This is a genomic window from Agrobacterium sp. El2ro-1b (assembly GCF_048298475.1).
GTDB classification, from domain to species: domain Bacteria; phylum Pseudomonadota; class Alphaproteobacteria; order Rhizobiales; family Rhizobiaceae; genus Agrobacterium; species Agrobacterium fabrum.
Genome location: NZ_CP103458.1, coordinates 1872295 through 1888416 on the forward strand (window position 1 = coordinate 1872295; position 16122 = coordinate 1888416).

14 protein-coding genes are annotated in these 16122 nt (G+C 58.7%); 9 read left to right on the forward strand and 5 right to left on the reverse strand.

Annotated features, from left to right (window positions below; translation table 11 throughout):
• Nucleotides 1–14: 14 nt before the first annotated feature.
• On the reverse strand, nt 15–503 hold the full coding sequence (locus NYR50_RS09345; RefSeq protein WP_418135734.1) for a DUF2306 domain-containing protein: 489 nt from the start codon (nt 501–503) through the stop codon (nt 15–17).
• 47 nt (nt 504–550) lie between these two features.
• Here NYR50_RS09345 and NYR50_RS09350 point away from each other — a divergent pair, with 47 nt between their 5' ends.
• From NYR50_RS09350 to NYR50_RS09360, 3 genes are all read left to right on the forward strand, one after another.
• Nucleotides 551–1417: a LytTR family DNA-binding domain-containing protein gene (locus tag NYR50_RS09350; protein ID WP_418135735.1), complete on the forward strand. Its 867-nt coding sequence runs from the start codon at nt 551–553 to the stop codon at nt 1415–1417.
• Nucleotides 1418–1573: 156 nt separating this feature from the next.
• On the forward strand, nt 1574–5062 hold the full coding sequence (gene carB / locus NYR50_RS09355; protein ID WP_418135736.1) for a carbamoyl-phosphate synthase large subunit: 3489 nt from the start codon (nt 1574–1576) through the stop codon (nt 5060–5062).
• A 239-nt stretch (nt 5063–5301) separates the two neighbouring features.
• Nucleotides 5302–5460 (forward strand): hypothetical protein, encoded by a 159-nt coding sequence (locus NYR50_RS09360; RefSeq protein ID WP_418135737.1) that lies wholly within the window; start codon nt 5302–5304, stop codon nt 5458–5460.
• A gap of 47 nt (nt 5461–5507) precedes the next feature.
• On the opposite strand, the gene NYR50_RS09365 is transcribed toward NYR50_RS09360, so the two are convergent.
• The 3 genes from NYR50_RS09365 to NYR50_RS09375 form a co-directional block, all read right to left on the reverse strand.
• The gene (locus tag NYR50_RS09365) at nt 5508–6647 is read right to left on the reverse strand and encodes a GGDEF domain-containing protein (RefSeq protein ID WP_174008929.1); all 1140 of its coding nucleotides are present in this window, start codon (nt 6645–6647) and stop codon (nt 5508–5510) included.
• Nucleotides 6648–6799: 152 nt separating this feature from the next.
• Nucleotides 6800–8245 carry a UdgX family uracil-DNA binding protein gene (locus tag NYR50_RS09370; protein ID WP_418135738.1) on the reverse strand — a complete coding sequence of 482 codons (1446 nt, stop codon included), beginning with the start codon at nt 8243–8245 and terminating at the stop codon, nt 6800–6802.
• The gene (locus tag NYR50_RS09375; protein WP_418135739.1) at nt 8245–9477 is read right to left on the reverse strand and encodes a putative DNA modification/repair radical SAM protein; all 1233 of its coding nucleotides are present in this window, start codon (nt 9475–9477) and stop codon (nt 8245–8247) included. The genes NYR50_RS09370 and NYR50_RS09375 overlap by 1 nt, the downstream gene beginning before the upstream one ends.
• 220 nt (nt 9478–9697) lie before the next feature.
• Here NYR50_RS09375 and greA point away from each other — a divergent pair, with 220 nt between their 5' ends.
• Nucleotides 9698–10174, forward strand: a complete 477-nt coding sequence (gene greA, locus NYR50_RS09380) for a transcription elongation factor GreA (RefSeq protein WP_418135740.1) — start codon at nt 9698–9700, stop codon at nt 10172–10174.
• 95 nt (nt 10175–10269) lie between these two features.
• Nucleotides 10270–11310, forward strand: coding sequence for a glycosyltransferase family 4 protein (locus NYR50_RS09385; protein WP_418137280.1), 1041 nt, complete (start codon nt 10270–10272; stop codon nt 11308–11310).
• Between the two features lie 30 nt (nt 11311–11340).
• Here NYR50_RS09385 and NYR50_RS09390 read toward each other — a convergent pair whose 3' ends face one another.
• Nucleotides 11341–11808 (reverse strand): Lrp/AsnC family transcriptional regulator, encoded by a 468-nt coding sequence (locus tag NYR50_RS09390; protein WP_006310592.1) that lies wholly within the window; start codon nt 11806–11808, stop codon nt 11341–11343.
• 254 nt (nt 11809–12062) lie between these two features.
• Here NYR50_RS09390 and trxB point away from each other — a divergent pair, with 254 nt between their 5' ends.
• From trxB to NYR50_RS09410, 4 genes are all read left to right on the forward strand, one after another.
• Entirely contained in the window at nt 12063–13037 is a 975-nt protein-coding gene (trxB, locus tag NYR50_RS09395) for a thioredoxin-disulfide reductase (protein ID WP_418135741.1), read from the forward strand.
• Between the two features lie 24 nt (nt 13038–13061).
• Nucleotides 13062–13958 carry a LysR family transcriptional regulator VtlR gene (locus NYR50_RS09400; protein WP_035214662.1) on the forward strand — a complete coding sequence of 299 codons (897 nt, stop codon included), beginning with the start codon at nt 13062–13064 and terminating at the stop codon, nt 13956–13958.
• Between the two features lie 604 nt (nt 13959–14562).
• Nucleotides 14563–14853, forward strand: coding sequence for an ArsR/SmtB family transcription factor (locus NYR50_RS09405; RefSeq protein ID WP_418137281.1), 291 nt, complete (start codon nt 14563–14565; stop codon nt 14851–14853).
• A 122-nt stretch (nt 14854–14975) separates the two neighbouring features.
• Nucleotides 14976–16088 (forward strand): alkene reductase, encoded by a 1113-nt coding sequence (locus tag NYR50_RS09410; RefSeq protein WP_111808126.1) that lies wholly within the window; start codon nt 14976–14978, stop codon nt 16086–16088.
• Nucleotides 16089–16122 lie beyond the last annotated feature (34 nt).

Genomic DNA, 16122 nt, shown 5'->3' on the forward strand with positions numbered 1-16122 from the left:
GCCAACGGAACCTCTCATACGGTCCTGCGTGGTTGTTTCAATACCGTCAGAAACAGGAAGCCAAATACCAGTGCACCGGCGGAAAAGGCCACAAAACCGGCTTTTCCGTCACCGAGAACAACCTCATGCATGATGCGTCCGGGAAGGAAGGTGAAGCCGCCGGCAATCACGATACCGCCGAGATAAACGCTCTGCATGATGCGCATATGGCGTCGGATATCGCCGCGGCGCGCGAAATAGACCGATTGCAGACAGCCGTAAATGGTAAAGATGGAAAGCAGATGGATCGGGCTGAAACCATAAAACACCTTCAATTCATGGATGAAGAAGGTCGAAACGGATGTCGCGACCATCAGCACCACCCAGATCTTGCCTAATAGCCGGTGGATGGCGGTGCCCTTGGGACGCAGGAAAACGAAGGCGCCGAGAACGGCTGCGGGTATAACGGTGGCGACATGGAATTGCACGGCAAGCGGTGCGTCTAACAAAGGCTGGAATGACATGGGCGCTGCTTCGGCTCGGTTGAAATCACCGGCAATTTGGGCGAAACATGCGGACAGAAAAAACGGATTGGCGCCATCAGCAGGAAAACTTCGTGGATCACCCGTATCTGCAATCCACGCTTCGTGAAATGCACGCCATCCTGCAATCGCGCAGGCTGTGGCTGACATTTCTTGCCGTGCTGGCGATTTTCATTCTGACCGGGCCTTTCGGGACCAGCGAAACCATGAGCTTCGCCGATCGGCTGCTTTACTGGACGATTGTCCACGGGGGCGCCTGGATATTCGCCATATCCTTTTCGGTCATCGCCAATACAATCCTTGCAGGCGACATCGGCAACATGCTGACACGCATGATGATCGGCTCGCTGACGTCTGCACTGCCTATCGGGCTGCTGCTCACGGTCACCAATCAGATTTTCTACGGCAGGGAGATGGCTCTTGCATCGGTTCTGAAAAGCAGCCTCTCATCCCTGCCCCTCTGCGCGATCTTTTGCCTGTTGAGTTATCTCACGACCTGCCAGTCGTTCGAAAAAGTGGCGGAGGCTGCAACGGACATAAATGCAGGTGCCGATCTTGACGTGAACGGCAGCATCCCATTGCTGGAGCGGCTGCCGCCGCAAAAGCGCGGAGAGTTGCTGCGACTATCCGTGCAGGATCATTACACGCAAATCGTCACCACGCGCGGGCAGCAGTTGGTTCTGCTGCGTTTTGCCGATGCGCTGAAAGAACTCGGTCAGACGGCGGGCTTGCAGGTGCATCGTTCCCACTGGATTGCCGATGCCGACATTGTTTCCCTGCGGAAACAGGCCGGCCGTCTGCATGTCATGACGAGAGACAGCACGGAAATCCCGGTTAGCCGCTCTTACCGTGCTGCGGTGCAGGCCCGTTTTGCCGCGCTTGTCCCTGCCCGTTAAGAGTTTCTGTCGATTCCGGAATTTATGGGGTTCCGTTCTCAAAAACATTTGCCTATAAGCCGCTTCTAGCCTGAAAACTTTGAATTGCGCGCCCCGGCCGGTGATCCGTCACCCTGGCTGGTGCTTTGCGCAACCAAAAAGCGGAACGAGAGAGCCATGCCGAAGCGCCAAGATATCAAGTCCATCCTCATCATCGGCGCGGGACCGATCGTTATCGGTCAGGCATGTGAATTTGACTATTCCGGCACACAGGCGTGCAAGGCGCTGAAGGAAGAGGGTTACCGGGTCATTCTGGTCAACTCCAACCCGGCGACGATCATGACTGATCCTGGCCTTGCCGATGCGACCTATGTTGAGCCGATCACCCCGGAAGTCGTCGCCAAGATCATCGCCAAGGAGCGCCCGGATGCACTTCTGCCGACCATGGGCGGCCAGACCGCGCTGAACACCGCGCTTTCTCTCAAGCGCATGGGCGTTCTCGACCGCTACAATGTCGAAATGATCGGCGCCAAGCCCGAGGCCATCGACATGGCCGAAGACCGCGCTTTGTTCCGCGAGGCGATGGCCCGCATCGGCCTTGAAACGCCGAAGTCGATGCTCGCCAACGCAACCGAAATCAAGGACGCCGACCGCAAGACGCACGAAGCCGCCCGCACTGAACTCAAGGCAAAACTGTCAGGCGCAGAGCTGGACAAGGCTCTCGACAACCTCGAAAACCAGTGGAACCTCGGCGAGACGGACCGCAAGCAGCGCTATATCAGCCACGCCATGGCCATTGCCGCGCAGGCCATCGACGTCGTCGGCCTGCCCGCCATCATCCGTCCTTCCTTCACCATGGGCGGCACAGGCGGCGGCATCGCCTATAACCGCTCGGAATTCTTCGAAATCATCGGCGGCGGTCTCGACGCATCGCCCACCACCGAAGTGCTGATCGAAGAATCCGTTCTCGGCTGGAAAGAATATGAAATGGAAGTGGTCCGCGACAAGGCGGACAACTGCATCATCATCTGCTCCATCGAAAACATCGACCCGATGGGCGTGCACACCGGCGACAGCATCACCGTTGCCCCTGCCCTGACGCTGACCGACAAAGAATACCAGATGATGCGCAACGCATCGATTGCGGTGTTGCGCGAGATTGGTGTCGAGACCGGCGGCTCCAATGTGCAGTTTGCTGTGAACCCGAAGGATGGCCGTCTTGTCGTCATCGAAATGAACCCGCGCGTTTCCCGCTCCTCGGCGCTTGCTTCCAAGGCAACCGGCTTCCCGATTGCGAAGGTCGCCGCCAAGCTCGCTATCGGCTATACGCTGGACGAGCTGGAAAACGACATCACCGGCGGCGCCACACCTGCGTCCTTCGAGCCCTCCATCGACTACGTCGTCACCAAGATCCCGCGTTTCGCCTTCGAGAAATTCCCGGGCGCCTCGCCGATCCTCACCACGGCCATGAAGTCGGTCGGTGAAGTCATGGCCATCGGCCGCACCTTTGCCGAATCGCTGCAGAAGGCGCTGCGCGGCATGGAAACCGGCCTCACCGGTCTCGATGAAATCGAAATCCCCGGTTACGAGGAAGGCGAAGGTTCCAAGAACGCCATCCGCGCCGCCATCGGCACACCGACGCCGGACCGCCTGCGCATGGTCGCACAGGCGATGCGCATGGGAATGAGCGAGGAAGAGGTCCACGAAAACTCGAAGATCGATCCGTGGTTCATCGCCCAGCTCAAGGCCATCGTCGACATGGAGTCCCGCATTCGCGAGCATGGCCTGCCGCAGGATGCCGAAAACCTGCGCATGCTGAAAGCCATGGGCTTCTCCGACGCCCGTCTCGCCAGCCTGACGTCCAAGCGTCCGAAGGAAGTGGCCGAGCTGCGCAACAGCCTGAACGTTCGCCCGGTCTTCAAGCGCATCGACACCTGCGCTGCCGAATTCGCTTCGCCCACTGCTTATATGTATTCGACCTATGAGACGCCCTTCGTCGGCGCTGCCCGCTCGGAAGCGCAGGTTTCCGACCGCAAGAAGGTCGTCATTCTCGGCGGTGGTCCGAACCGTATCGGCCAGGGTATCGAGTTCGATTATTGCTGCTGCCACGCCGCCTTCGCGCTGAAGGATGCCGGTTTCGAAGCGATCATGATCAACTGCAACCCGGAAACCGTTTCAACCGACTACGACACCTCCGACCGACTTTATTTCGAGCCGCTGACGGCTGAAGACGTGATCGAGATCATGCGAGCCGAGCAGGAAAAGGGCGAGTTGGTCGGCGTCATCGTGCAGTTCGGTGGCCAGACGCCGCTGAAGCTGGCCGAAGCGCTCGAAAAGAACGGTATCCCGATCCTCGGCACCGCGCCTGACATGATCGACCTTGCCGAAGACCGCGACCGCTTCCAGAAACTGCTGATGAAGCTCGATCTTGCCCAGCCGAACAACGGCATCGCCTATTCGGTCGAGCAGGCCCGCCTCGTCGCTTCCGAAATCGGCTTCCCGCTGGTGGTTCGCCCTTCCTACGTTCTGGGTGGCCGCGCCATGCAGATCATCCATTCGGAAGGCCAGTTGCAAACCTATCTGCTCGATACCGTTCCGGGCCTGGTGCCTGAGGATATCAAGCAGCGTTACCCGAACGACAAGACCGGCCAGATCAACACCCTGCTCGGCAAGAACCCGCTGCTGTTCGATAGCTACCTGACCAACGCCGTCGAAGTCGACGTCGATGCGCTGTGCGACGGCGAAAACGTCTTCGTCTCCGGCATCATGGAACACATCGAAGAGGCCGGCATCCATTCGGGCGACTCGGCCTGCTCACTGCCGTCCCGTTCGCTCAGCAAGGAAACCCTTGACGAGCTGGAACGCCAGACGACGGCGCTCGCCAAGGCGCTCAAGGTCGGCGGCCTGATGAACGTTCAATACGCCATCAAGGACGGCACGATCTACGTTCTCGAAGTCAACCCGCGCGCGTCGCGTACCGTGCCTTTCGTCGCCAAGACCATCGGTGCGCCGATCGCCAAGATCGCCGCCCGCGTCATGGCCGGCGAGAAGCTTGATGCGGCGATTGCCGCTTATGGCGAGAAGCCCGACCCGCGCAACCTGAAGCACATCGCCGTCAAGGAAGCCGTCTTCCCCTTCGCGCGCTTCCCCGGCGTCGACATTCTGCTCGGACCGGAAATGCGTTCGACCGGCGAAGTCATCGGCCTCGACACGGATTTCGCGCTGGCCTTCGCCAAGAGCCAGCTCGGCGCTGGCGTCGACCTGCCGCGCTCCGGCACGGTCTTCGTTTCGGTGCGTGACGAGGACAAGGAAGGCGTGCTTTCCGCCATCCGCATTCTCGTGGAAAGCGGCTTCAAGGTGCTGGCAACCGGCGGCACCCAGCGTTTCCTCGCCGAACAGGGCATTAATGCCGAAAAGATCAACAAGGTGCAGGAAGGCCGTCCGCATATCGAGGACGCCATCCGCAACCGTCAGGTCCAGCTGGTCATCAACACCACCGACAGCAACAAGGCGATCTCGGATAGCAAGTCGCTACGCCGCGCAACGCTGATGCAGAAGGTGCCTTACTACACGACGATGGCCGGTGCGGAAGCAGCAGCGCTTGCCATCAAGGCACTGAAGGCCGGCAATCTGGAAGTGAAGCCGCTGCAAAGCTACTTCAACTAAGCGTTCTGCGGGGAAGCCCGCAAGTTCGAAAACAAGACGCTGCAGGTCGCCATGCCCGCGGCGTTTTGTTTTGCGCAATCCCGCTGCAATCCAGTTCCCATATCAAAACGACATCATTCTCACATGAGGCTCATGATGTTCCTTTGCATTCCAGAAAAACCCTCCCCCACCGCCGGCCGCGACGCTCCCCTGAATTCGAGGGTTAATTCATGATCGGACGTCCTTTAGGGCCACAGCGGGTGGCATTTCCGCTTCGGATCGAACCCGCCATATTGAACGCGATCCGCCAGACCGCGAGCGGCGAGTTGCGCAGCATCAATGCCCAGATCGAAATTCTGTTGAAAGAGGCCTTGCGACATCGCGCCGCTGCGGACGCAACGAACGAACCGACAGGCTGAGCAGACGGCTGCCATCTTGGGAAAACAGGCGCCGGCTTTTCCGCCTCTTACGCCGCCAGCGCCTCGCGAACGCAATTGCGCCCTTCGGTTTTTGCCCGGTAAAGCGCCCGATCCGCCTTTTCGGCGAGCATCTGGAGATCGCAGCGCATATCGCCTGGGGTGGCAACGCCGATGCTGATGGTAACCCCGACACGCAGACCGCCGCAATCGACCTCATTTATCGCAACCGCGTCGCGAATACGCTCGCCGATCATACAGGCCTTGTCCACACCGGCGCCCGGCAGGAAAATGATGAATTCCTCGCCGCCGTAACGCGCCAGCACATCGCCGCCACGGATGCTGCCGCCGATGCGGTTTGCCACTTCCTGCAGCACGCTGTCGCCGACAGCGTGGCCAAAACGGTCATTGATCGACTTGAAGTGATCAATATCAAGCAACATGGCCGCATCAGCGGGATCCGGGGCTGCGGGCATGGTCTGGAAGAAGAAACGCCGGTTCTTGACGCCTGTCAGCGGATCGGTATTCGCCAGAACCAGCAATTTCCGTTCGGACCGCTCCGCTACCAGCATCATCACAAAGAGCGAGATGGCGAAGTTGAGCATGATAATGAAGAAAAACGCCGTGACCAGATTGATGCTGGCGTAGCCTGGGAAAAGCACGCTTTTCATCACCGCCAGCGATATTAGACCGGAAACGCCTGTAATCGCACCAAGAGCCAGCCGGGAAAGAAGCGGCTCTTTCCGCCACCGGGCAAAAAGCACGCCCGCCCCGCCAAGATAGGCCAGAGCCGCACAGCCATTAAAAAGCGCCGCGCGAAACGTATTGTTGTCGGCCACCTGCAGCGCAACGCCAATCGCCAGCAGGGCGACAAGACAGGTAAACAAGATGGTTTTGCGATTAACAAAGCGTCCGTCGCTCAACGTCTTCAGCCCAAGCCAGATCAGCGCATATCCGGCAATGCCGAACAAAACGCTGCCAAGCTCCCAGACGTCCGGCGAGAGTATCTTCCATTCGCCGTACCCGGCAAGCGTCGAGCCGACCGTCATCGCCGCGAAACCCGCCGCAAGAGGAACGGGGCCGGGCAAACCGCGATTACTCATCTTCAGGTAGATAAAACTCAACAGCCCAACGATGTAAGAACATTTTTGCATCAGTATGACTGTTGCAAGGTCGAGTTCACCCAGCATAATACGCCCATACAATAAATAAAATTTGAGATGAGCTATTATAATATGGAGATAAATTTTCAATAAAAATTACAGATAAACAACCTGTAAAAAGTATTATTGAGAATAATGGTCTACATTCAAAGTAAACGTTTAATATATAAAAAAATATATTAGAATTTCCTTATTATCTCCATATCCGTCCGGAAGCGCGCCATTTCCACCTCTTTCGCCCCGATATCGGCAAGGCGCAGGAGATAGGATGGATGCACTGTGACAAAAAGTGTCCGGCCTTCCTCCATCGGCAATGGACGCCCGCGGATTTCGGTAACCTTCTCCTTACCGCCGGTCAGCGCATAAAGTGCGGTTGCGCCCATGGCCACGATCAGTTTCGGCCGAACGAGCGCGATCTCCCGGTTAAGCCACCAGCGACATTGCTCCACCTCTCCCGCATTCGGCCGCTGATGGATGCGCCTCTTGCCACGCGTCTCATATTTGAAGTGCTTGACGGCATTGGTGACGTAGAGCTTTTTGCGCTCGACACCGATCTCACGGAGAGTGCTGTCGAAAAGCTGACCCGCCGGGCCTATGAAAGGCTTGCCGGCGAGATCTTCGTGATCACCGGGCTGTTCGCCGACGATCATGATATCAGCATCTTCGGGCCCCTCCCCGAAAACGGTCTGCGTCGCCTTGCAATGCAGGGGGCAGAGGGTGCATTGGCCAGCCTCCCTCGCCAGCGATTGAAGCGTGCCGTCCGACACCGGTTGCGGCATCTCGCGCGCAGACGCTGCGGCCTGCAGCCGGTGGTGAAAGGGTTGCGGCTGGCTTGCCGCCTTGGCCGCCATCTCCAGCACGCGCGCTTCTGCCCCCAGGACAAGACCGGGTATGAGGTCCGCTTCCGGCAGGTTCTTCCAGTATTTTTTCGGCATCTCCGCCGTCATCGCCTTGATCTTCAGGCGGGCCGGATTGAAAATATTGGCATAATAGGTTCGCCAGAGTTCATCCGTCTCATCCGTCAGATCGGGTTTTACCGCCGACGCCCGCGAGGTCTGCAACTCATCTCCATCCCACCGTGCGGACCCTTTCGGCGTCGCGATCAGCCAGTCCATATCGGTGAACCGGCGCTGGAAAAACGCTGCCGTCCGCTCGACGATGAAATGATCCGGCTCGAACCAGGCAATAAACCGCCGACGCCCGCCCCGCCCCTGCGGCAGCGGCACTTCCTTGAAACGAACGAAGGCCGTCATCTTGTGACAATCGCGGCGCACGGATTTCTCCAGCAGCCGCGCCTCGGCAACGTCAGGATCGGACTTGAACTGCAACAGGGCGCGATCCCGCCTCAGCCGCCACAGCAGCCGGTAAAGCAGCGCGAAGCGGCCGGGATCGCTGTGACAGATGATTGCCTGCGCCAGCGCGACGAAGGAGGCCGGGACGGAAACCTGTCCGTCCCCGGCAGCACCCCCCGGCAATGGCTCACCCGCAAAGTCGAGAAGCCCCGCCTCGTCATCCCGCAGCCGCCAGTCAATCATCTCAGGCCTGACATCGGCAGCAAGGGCCGCGCGCGCGGCATCACGCCACTCGCCAAAACTGCCCCGCCCTTCCAGAACCGGGCCATACATCAGAATAGCGACAATTGTTCGGGCTGTGGCGCAAACATCGCCCGCAGATCCGGCCGCTCGGTCAGCTTGCCCGGCGTCCAGCCGTCAGCCACCACAAAGGCCTTAACCTTTTTCAGCGACACGCCAAAACGCGCCAGATCTTCCAGCCGCAAACGCCGAAACCTGCGGGAAGACAGAATGGAGGCCACGGTCTTCGTGCCGAATCCGGGCACCCGCAGCAGCATCTCCCGATCCGCCACATTGACATCGACCGGAAAACGGTCGCGCTGTTTCAGCGCCCAGGCGAGCTTGGGGTCGATATCGAGATCGAGCATGCCGTCGCCACCGATTGCCGTTATCTCGCCGATGTCGAAACCATAAAAACGATAAAGCCAGTCCGCCTGGTAAAGCCGATGCTCGCGCATCAGTGGCGGCTTGATGAGCGGCAGGTTTTTTGATGAATCCGGAATGGGGCTGAAAGCGGAATAATAGACGCGCCGCAGACCGTAACTGCCATAGAGCCGGGCGCTGGTGGAAAGAATGGTGCTATCGTTAGCGCCATCCGCCCCCACGATCATCTGCGTGCTCTGGCCGGCCGGCGCAAAACGTCTGGTCTTTTTTGTCCGGACGGTTGGCTCCCCCGCCTCTTCGATCTTCAGGCGGATATCTGCCATGGAGCGGCGAATATTGGCAGGCTGCTTTTCCGGCGCGAAACGACTGACACCGCTATCGGTGGGTAATTCGATATTGATCGACAGGCGATCGGCATAAAGCCCCGCCTCTTCGATGAGCCGGGGCGATGCTTCCGGGATGGATTTCAGGTGGATATAACCGCGAAAACCATGAGTGACACGCAATTCCCGCGCCACGCGCACCATCTCTTCCATCGTATGATCGGAGGAACGGATGATGCCGGAGGACAGGAACAGTCCCTCGATATAGTTGCGCCGGTAAAACTCCAGCGTCAGCCACACCACCTCCTCGGCGGTGAACCGTGCCCGCTCGACATTGCTGGAGGAACGGTTGATGCAATAGGCGCAGTCATAGATGCAGAAATTGGTGAGCAGGATCTTCAGCAGTGAAATGCAACGCCCATCCGGCGCATAGGCATGGCAGATGCCCGACCCCTCCGTGGAGCCCAATCCGCCCGACGCTGCGGAGTAGCGTTTCACCGTGCCGCTCGATGCGCAGGATGCGTCATACTTCGCCGCGTCGGAGAGAATGGCCAGCCTTTGCCTGATCGACTTCTTCATGCTATGTTCACTATATGTTCTATTAAGGGCTGTCAATATTGGAAATTAAGCCATTGATTAATTAGAAAAATATCCTCGGCTCAAATTTGCTGGCATTTCGCTATCGTCTTCTGATATAGTCGGCTCAGTTCTGATTTTGGCATGGTTCCGGAGTTCCTCTCCGGAACCTGTTTCTTTTTGTGTCTGCAAGTAAAGCGACAGGAATACGAAGGATAAAAAAATGGTAGAAAAAGTACCGATGACTCAGGGTGGATTCGTCAAGCTGCAGGAGGAGCTGCGCTTTCGCCAGCAGGAGGAGCGTCCCCGTATCATCGAGGCAATTGCGGAAGCGCGCGCCCATGGCGACCTTTCGGAAAATGCCGAGTACCATGCTGCCAAGGAAGCACAGAGCCACAATGAAGGCCGCATCACCGAACTCGAAGACCTGACCGCGCGCGCGGAAGTCATCGATCTTTCCAAGATGTCCGGTTCCAAGATCAAGTTCGGCGCCACCGTGAAGCTCATCGATGAAGACAGCGACGAGGAAAAGACCTATCAGATCGTCGGCGATCAGGAAGCCGATGTGAAGGCCGGTCGCATTTCCATCTCCTCGCCGATTGCCCGCGCCCTCATCGGCAAGGAAGTCGGCGACAGCATCGAAGTCAACGCGCCGGGTGGTTCCAAGGGTTACGAGATTCTCGCAGTTCAGTGGGGCTGATCGGCCCGATGCGATGCGCCCCAAACGGGCGCATCGCTCCCTGACGAATCAACCTTCAGCCGCAGAGACGGAAGCCCATCTTGTCCCACGTCAGTATGAAAGATGTGCAGGTACTCGCGCCGAACTTCAAGCGCAGGCTCTCCGGCGTCACTTCCACCATCGTTCAGCTCATTCCGGTACAGAACCGGCTGGGGCAGAAGGTGGCCACCATCGGCCCCGGCCTGCCACCGCATCTGCCGCATGTGCGCTTCCGTGACCTGTGGCGGCTGTGGCAAAACGGTCCCTCTGGCGGCCCGCGCATCTGGCATGCCCGCCGCAATCTGGAAATGCTGCCCGGCATTTTTATGCGGGACGTTCTGCGCATGAAGGTGAAGCTGCTCTTCACGTCAGCCGCACAGCGGCGTCATTCCGCCTATACACGCTTTCTGATTTCGAAAATGGATGCGGTGGTTGCGACGAACATCCGCTCCGGCTCGTTCCTGGAAGTGCCCCATCGCGTCGTCATGCACGGCGTCGATACCGAGCTGTTCCACCCGGCTACGGGCCCCGAAGACATGATCGCGGCAACCGGCCTGCCGGGACAATATCTGATCGGCTGTTTCGGGCGGGTGCGCCATCAGAAGGGCACCGACCTCTTCGTGCGCGCCATGATCGAGCTTCTGCCCCACTACCCGCAATGGACCGCCGTCGTTTCCGGCCGCATAACGGCAGAACACAAGGCCTTCGGTGATACGCTCAAAGCCGATGTTGCCGCAGCCGGCCTCACCGACCGAATCATCTTTCAGGGCGAAGTTGACGACATCAAGCCCTGGTACCGGCGGCTGACGCTTTATGTCGCACCGTCCCGCAACGAAGGTTTCGGCCTGACGCCACTCGAAGCCATGGCCTCGGAGACGGCCGTTGTCGCCAGCAATGCCGGCGCCTATGAGGAAATGATCGTCACCGGCGAAACCGGGTCGGTCGTCGGCGCGGGTGACTATGCCTCGCTCAGAGATGCGATAAAGACCTATCTCGCTGATCCCGCACTGGCCAAAGCCCACGCAAGCGCTGGACTTTCGCATGTGCGCAGCACTTTTCCGCTGGAAAAAGAAGCGACGTGCCTCGGTGATGTCTATGAGGCGTTACAGCGGGAGTGATGTCCCCCGAAATCGACCTAAGGCCGCGGCTCAGATTTCAACGAGACCGACACGCTTGACCTGACGAATGGTCAGCATGGTGCGCACCGTATCGACATTCTCATCCGCCGTCAGAACCTCGATGACGAAATCCTGAAATTCCGTCAGGTTCTTCGCGACGCAATGCAGCAGGAAATCGCTTTCGCCCGACACCATCCAGGCCTGCCGCACCAGCGACCATCCGCCCGTCGCCGCCGCGAAGGCCTTCAGATTACTGTCGGACTGGCGCTTGAGACCGATCATGCAGAAGGCGACGAGGTCGAAACCCAGCTTCGGCGCGTTCAACATGGCGTGATAACCCTGGATCACGTCAGCTTCTTCCAGCTTGCGGACACGCCTGAGGCATGGCGGCGCGGAAATGCCGACCCTTTCGGCCAGCTCCACGTTGGTCATGCGCCCGTCGCGCTGCAATTCGCGTAGGATTTTCAGATCGATGGCATCGAGTTCGACGCTGGTCACGGAGAAGTACCTCGTTAAGCTGGAGAACTTCCTTGTACTACCAGGCGCAGGATTCGCAACATTATGCCACCGCCCGGTCACAAAATTGCGCATGCATCCACAACTGCCTTGTTGGTAACGCAAGGCTGCCCTTGAATAAAGACACTAGACAACCTTAAATACCGAGCAACGAAGGGGTTGCGGCCTATCCGCCGTCTTGCGGCTGGATGGTTTTGCCGCCGAAAGGCCCCGCTGCTGAAAAAAGGAATATTTCCATGTCTGCCCGCCACACGAAGGTATTGATCATTGGCTCCGGTCCGGCCGGTTATACCGCGGCGATCTACGCGGCCCGCGCAATGCTGAAACCCGTGCTGATTGCCGGCATGGAGCAGGGTGGCCAACTGATGATCACCACTGATGTCGAAAACTACCCGGGCTTTGCCGATCCGATCCAGGGCCCGTGGCTGATGGACCAGATGCTGAAGCAGGCAACCCATGTGGGCGCGGAAATCGTCAGCGACCTCGTGACCGAAGTTGAAACCAACGTGCGGCCTTTCGTGGTCAGGACCGATTCGGGTCAGGTCTGGACTGCCGACACGCTGATCATCGCCACCGGCGCCAAGGCCAAATGGCTCGGCATCGAGAGCGAGCAGCATTTCCAGGGCTTCGGTGTCTCCGCCTGCGCCACCTGCGACGGCTTCTTCTATCGCAACAAGGATGTGATCGTGGTCGGCGGCGGCAACTCCGCTGTGGAGGAAGCGCTCTATCTCGCGCATATCGCCAAGTCTGTGACCGTCGTGCACCGCCGCGACAGCTTCCGCTCGGAAAAAATCCTGCAGGAACGGCTGTTTGCCAAGGAAAACGTCAAGATTCTCTGGAATACGGAAATCGCCGAAATCACCGGCGCGCCGGCAAAGCCGCCCATGCCGCCTTCCGTTTCCGGCGTCAGGCTGCGTGACACCAAGACTGGCGCGATCAGCGACACGCCCATCGATGGCGTCTTTGTCGCCATCGGCCACGCCCCGGCGGTCGAACTGTTCAAGGGCAAGGTGAAGCTCAAGGATAACGGCTACATGTGGACTGCTCCCGATTCCACGGCCACCGACGTGGAAGGCATCTTCGCCGCCGGCGACGTTACCGACGACATTTACCGCCAGGCGATCACCGCCGCCGGCATGGGCTGCATGGCCGCTCTCGAAGCAGAACGTTATCTCACCGTGCAACAACCGCTCGCGGTTGCAGCGGAATAACCGAAAGGCAGGATAGGCATGGCAATGCCATTGGACTGGGATAAACTGCGCATTTTTCATGCCGCAGCCGAAGCAGGGTCTTTCACCCATGCTGCCGACAAGCTGCATTTGTCCCAGTCGGCCATCAGCCGCCAGGTCAGCGCACTGGAACAGGATGTCGGCGTCAAGCTGTTCCACCGCCATGCCCGCGGCCTGATCCTCACCGAACAGGGCGAGCTGCTGTATCGCACCGCCCATGACGTGCTGCTGAAGCTCGAAACGGTGAAGATGCAGCTGACCGAAACGACGGAGAAGCCGAGCGGCAAGCTGCGCGTGACGACGACGGTTGGTCTCGGCCAGGGCTGGCTGACGGACAAGGTGCAGGAATTCCTGCAACTCTATCCGGAAATGTCGATCCAGCTCATCCTCGACAACGAGGAACTGGACGTGAACATGCGCCATGCCGATTGCGCCATCCGCCTGCGCCAGCCGCAGCAGTCGGACCTTATCCAGCGCAAGCTGTTCACGGTGCACATGCACGTCTACGCCGCACCGTCATATATCAATCGCCATGGCGAGCCGCAGTCGGTCGAAGATCTCGACAATCACCGCATCATCTCCTTTGGCGAACCCGCGCCTAACTATCTGCTCGACGTTAACTGGCTGGAGAATGCCGGACGATCGTCCGACAACACGCGCATTCCGCATCTGCAAATCAACAGCCAGACCTCGATCAAGCGCGCGTGCCTGCTGGGGATTGGTATCGCCTGTTTGCCCGACTATATCGTCGGTCGCGATCCCGGCCTCATCCAGCTGTCCCTCGCCGCAGACATTCCGTCATTCGATACCTATTTCTGCTATCCCGACGAGATGAAAAACGCTGCAAAGCTGAAGGCTTTCCGCGACTTCATCGTCGCCAAGGCGCGGAACTGGAACTTCTGACGTAAAAATAGTCGACGTCGAAAGATAATCCTTAAAATTCAAAGACTTACAAAGACAGAAGCAAGAGGGGCGCGCAGGCGCCCTTCTTCAGCTTTGCACATAAAATATACCGGAAATATCGAGGGCTGCGCGGCACGCATGCCTGACCTGCACAAAAAAGAGTTGTTTCGTGCACAAAAAAACACCAAATAGCTCTCAGTTGATGCACACGGTGGCTTTTCCTCCCAGTTCCACCGCATCAGCTGTTCCCCTCTGGAGGTTTTTGACCTTCACACTTAAAGGGCCCTGGATCTATCCGGCGGCCCTCTTTTTTTACCCGCAAGAATTTTCTCCAAATTGGCGAAATATCGCATGATGCAACCTTGTTTTGCATTCTTGCCGCTCCCATATTTTAGTAAGCTGTCACGCTCGCCCCAAAGGCACGCGACAGCTGTTCCCCTCTGGAGGTTTTTGACCTTCAAACTTGTCAGGCCGCGGAGACATCCAGCGGCCTTCTTTTTTGGAACCGCCTGGCTGCTTCCCCACTGTCCTCACAGAGACGTGACTTGTATATCGAGAATGGTCGATATACATATCGGTCATGTCAGATATTAAAGAAGCACAGATGAACCCGGAGGAAGTCCTCAAGGCCCTTTCGCACCCGGCAAGGCTGAAATTTCTGGAATGGCTGAAAAGCCCTGAAAATCATTTCTGTCAGGAACATCCGCTCAGCATGGGCGTGTGCGCCAACCAGTTTCAGATCAGCGGTCTGTCGCAATCCACCGTCTCGTCGCATCTGGCGGTGTTGCAGGCAGCCGGCCTCATCCGGTCGAAAAAGGTCGGGCAATGGGTGTTTTTCGAACGCAACGAAGAAACCATCGATGCCTTCCGCCATTATCTGCAAGCCAATCTCTGAGCCTCCCAAGCTTTGAGCCCCGGGGTGCCGGACTGGAAACCGCAGCGGTTTTCGTTCCGGCACCCGAAAAACACAGCGCGCCCGCCGCGCAATTACGCCAACCGACCAGAAAGTGAAGTTGCATGACCAGTCTTTTCGAACCGGCACAGGCCGGCGATATCGCACTCGCCAACCGTATCGTCATGGCTCCCCTCACCCGCAACCGTTCGCCGGGGGCAATTCCCAACAACCTCAACGCCACCTATTACGAGCAGCGCGCCACGGCTGGGCTGATCGTCACCGAAGGCACGCCGATTTCCCAGCAGGGTCAGGGTTACGCCGACGTTCCGGGCCTCTACAAGCAGGAAGCGATCGAGGGCTGGAAAAAGATCACCGACGGCGTGCACTCGGCCGGCGGCAAGATCGTTGCGCAGATCTGGCATGTGGGCCGCATTTCCCACACCTCTTTGCAGCCGCATGGCGGCCAGCCGGTCGCTCCTTCCGCCATCCCTGCCAAATCGAAGACCTATATCATCAATGATGACGGCACCGGCGCCTTTGCCGAAACCTCCGAGCCGCGCGCGCTCACCATCGACGATATCGGCCTCATCCTCGAGGATTATCGCAGCGGTGCACGCGCAGCCCTGGAGGCCGGTTTCGACGGCGTCGAAATCCATGCCGCCAACGGCTACCTGATCGAGCAGTTCCTGAAATCCAGCACCAACCAGCGCACGGATGATTACGGCGGCACGATCGAAAACCGCGCCCGCTTCCTGCTGGAAGTTGTCGATGCGGTTGCGGAAGAGATCGGCGCTGGCCGCACCGGCATCCGCCTCTCCCCCGTCACCCCGGCCAACGATATTTTCGAGGCCGATCCGCAGCCGCTTTATAATTACGTGGTGGAAGAACTCGGCAAGCGCAATCTCGCCTTCATCCATGTGGTCGAAGGCGCAACGGGCGGACCGCGTGATTTCAAACAGGGCGACAAGCCCTTTGATTACGCCGCCTTCAAGGGCGCCTATCGCAATGCCGGCGGCAAGGGCCTGTGGATTGCCAATAATGGTTACGACCGCGAGAGCGCCATCGAAGCGGTGGAAAGCGGCAAGGTCGATGCCGTCGCCTTCGGCAAGGCCTTCATCGCCAATCCGGATCTGGTACGCCGCCTCAAGGACAACGCGCCCTTGAATGAGCCGAACCAGCCGACCTTCTATGGCGGCGGAGCCGAAGGTTATACCGACTATCCGGCACTCGGCTGATAAACCGAACGCCGCACCGCCCCTTGGCTGTGCG

Excerpts from the sequence above, each read along its gene's own strand:
- NYR50_RS09345 (WP_418135734.1), bottom strand. The coding sequence starts at position 503 with ATGTCATTCCAGCCTTTGTTAGACGCACCGCTTGCCGTGCAATTCCAT.
- NYR50_RS09350 (WP_418135735.1), top strand. The coding sequence starts at position 551 with ATGCGGACAGAAAAAACGGATTGGCGCCATCAGCAGGAAAACTTCGTG.
- carB (WP_418135736.1), top strand. The coding sequence starts at position 1,574 with ATGCCGAAGCGCCAAGATATCAAGTCCATCCTCATCATCGGCGCGGGA.
- NYR50_RS09365 (WP_174008929.1), bottom strand. The coding sequence starts at position 6,647 with ATGCTGGGTGAACTCGACCTTGCAACAGTCATACTGATGCAAAAATGT.
- NYR50_RS09370 (WP_418135738.1), bottom strand. The coding sequence starts at position 8,245 with ATGTATGGCCCGGTTCTGGAAGGGCGGGGCAGTTTTGGCGAGTGGCGT.
- NYR50_RS09375 (WP_418135739.1), bottom strand. The coding sequence starts at position 9,477 with ATGAAGAAGTCGATCAGGCAAAGGCTGGCCATTCTCTCCGACGCGGCG.
- greA (WP_418135740.1), top strand. The coding sequence starts at position 9,698 with ATGGTAGAAAAAGTACCGATGACTCAGGGTGGATTCGTCAAGCTGCAG.
- NYR50_RS09385 (WP_418137280.1), top strand. The coding sequence starts at position 10,270 with ATGAAAGATGTGCAGGTACTCGCGCCGAACTTCAAGCGCAGGCTCTCC.
- trxB (WP_418135741.1), top strand. The coding sequence starts at position 12,063 with ATGTCTGCCCGCCACACGAAGGTATTGATCATTGGCTCCGGTCCGGCC.
- NYR50_RS09400 (WP_035214662.1), top strand. The coding sequence starts at position 13,062 with ATGCCATTGGACTGGGATAAACTGCGCATTTTTCATGCCGCAGCCGAA.
- NYR50_RS09405 (WP_418137281.1), top strand. The coding sequence starts at position 14,563 with ATGAACCCGGAGGAAGTCCTCAAGGCCCTTTCGCACCCGGCAAGGCTG.
- NYR50_RS09410 (WP_111808126.1), top strand. The coding sequence starts at position 14,976 with ATGACCAGTCTTTTCGAACCGGCACAGGCCGGCGATATCGCACTCGCC.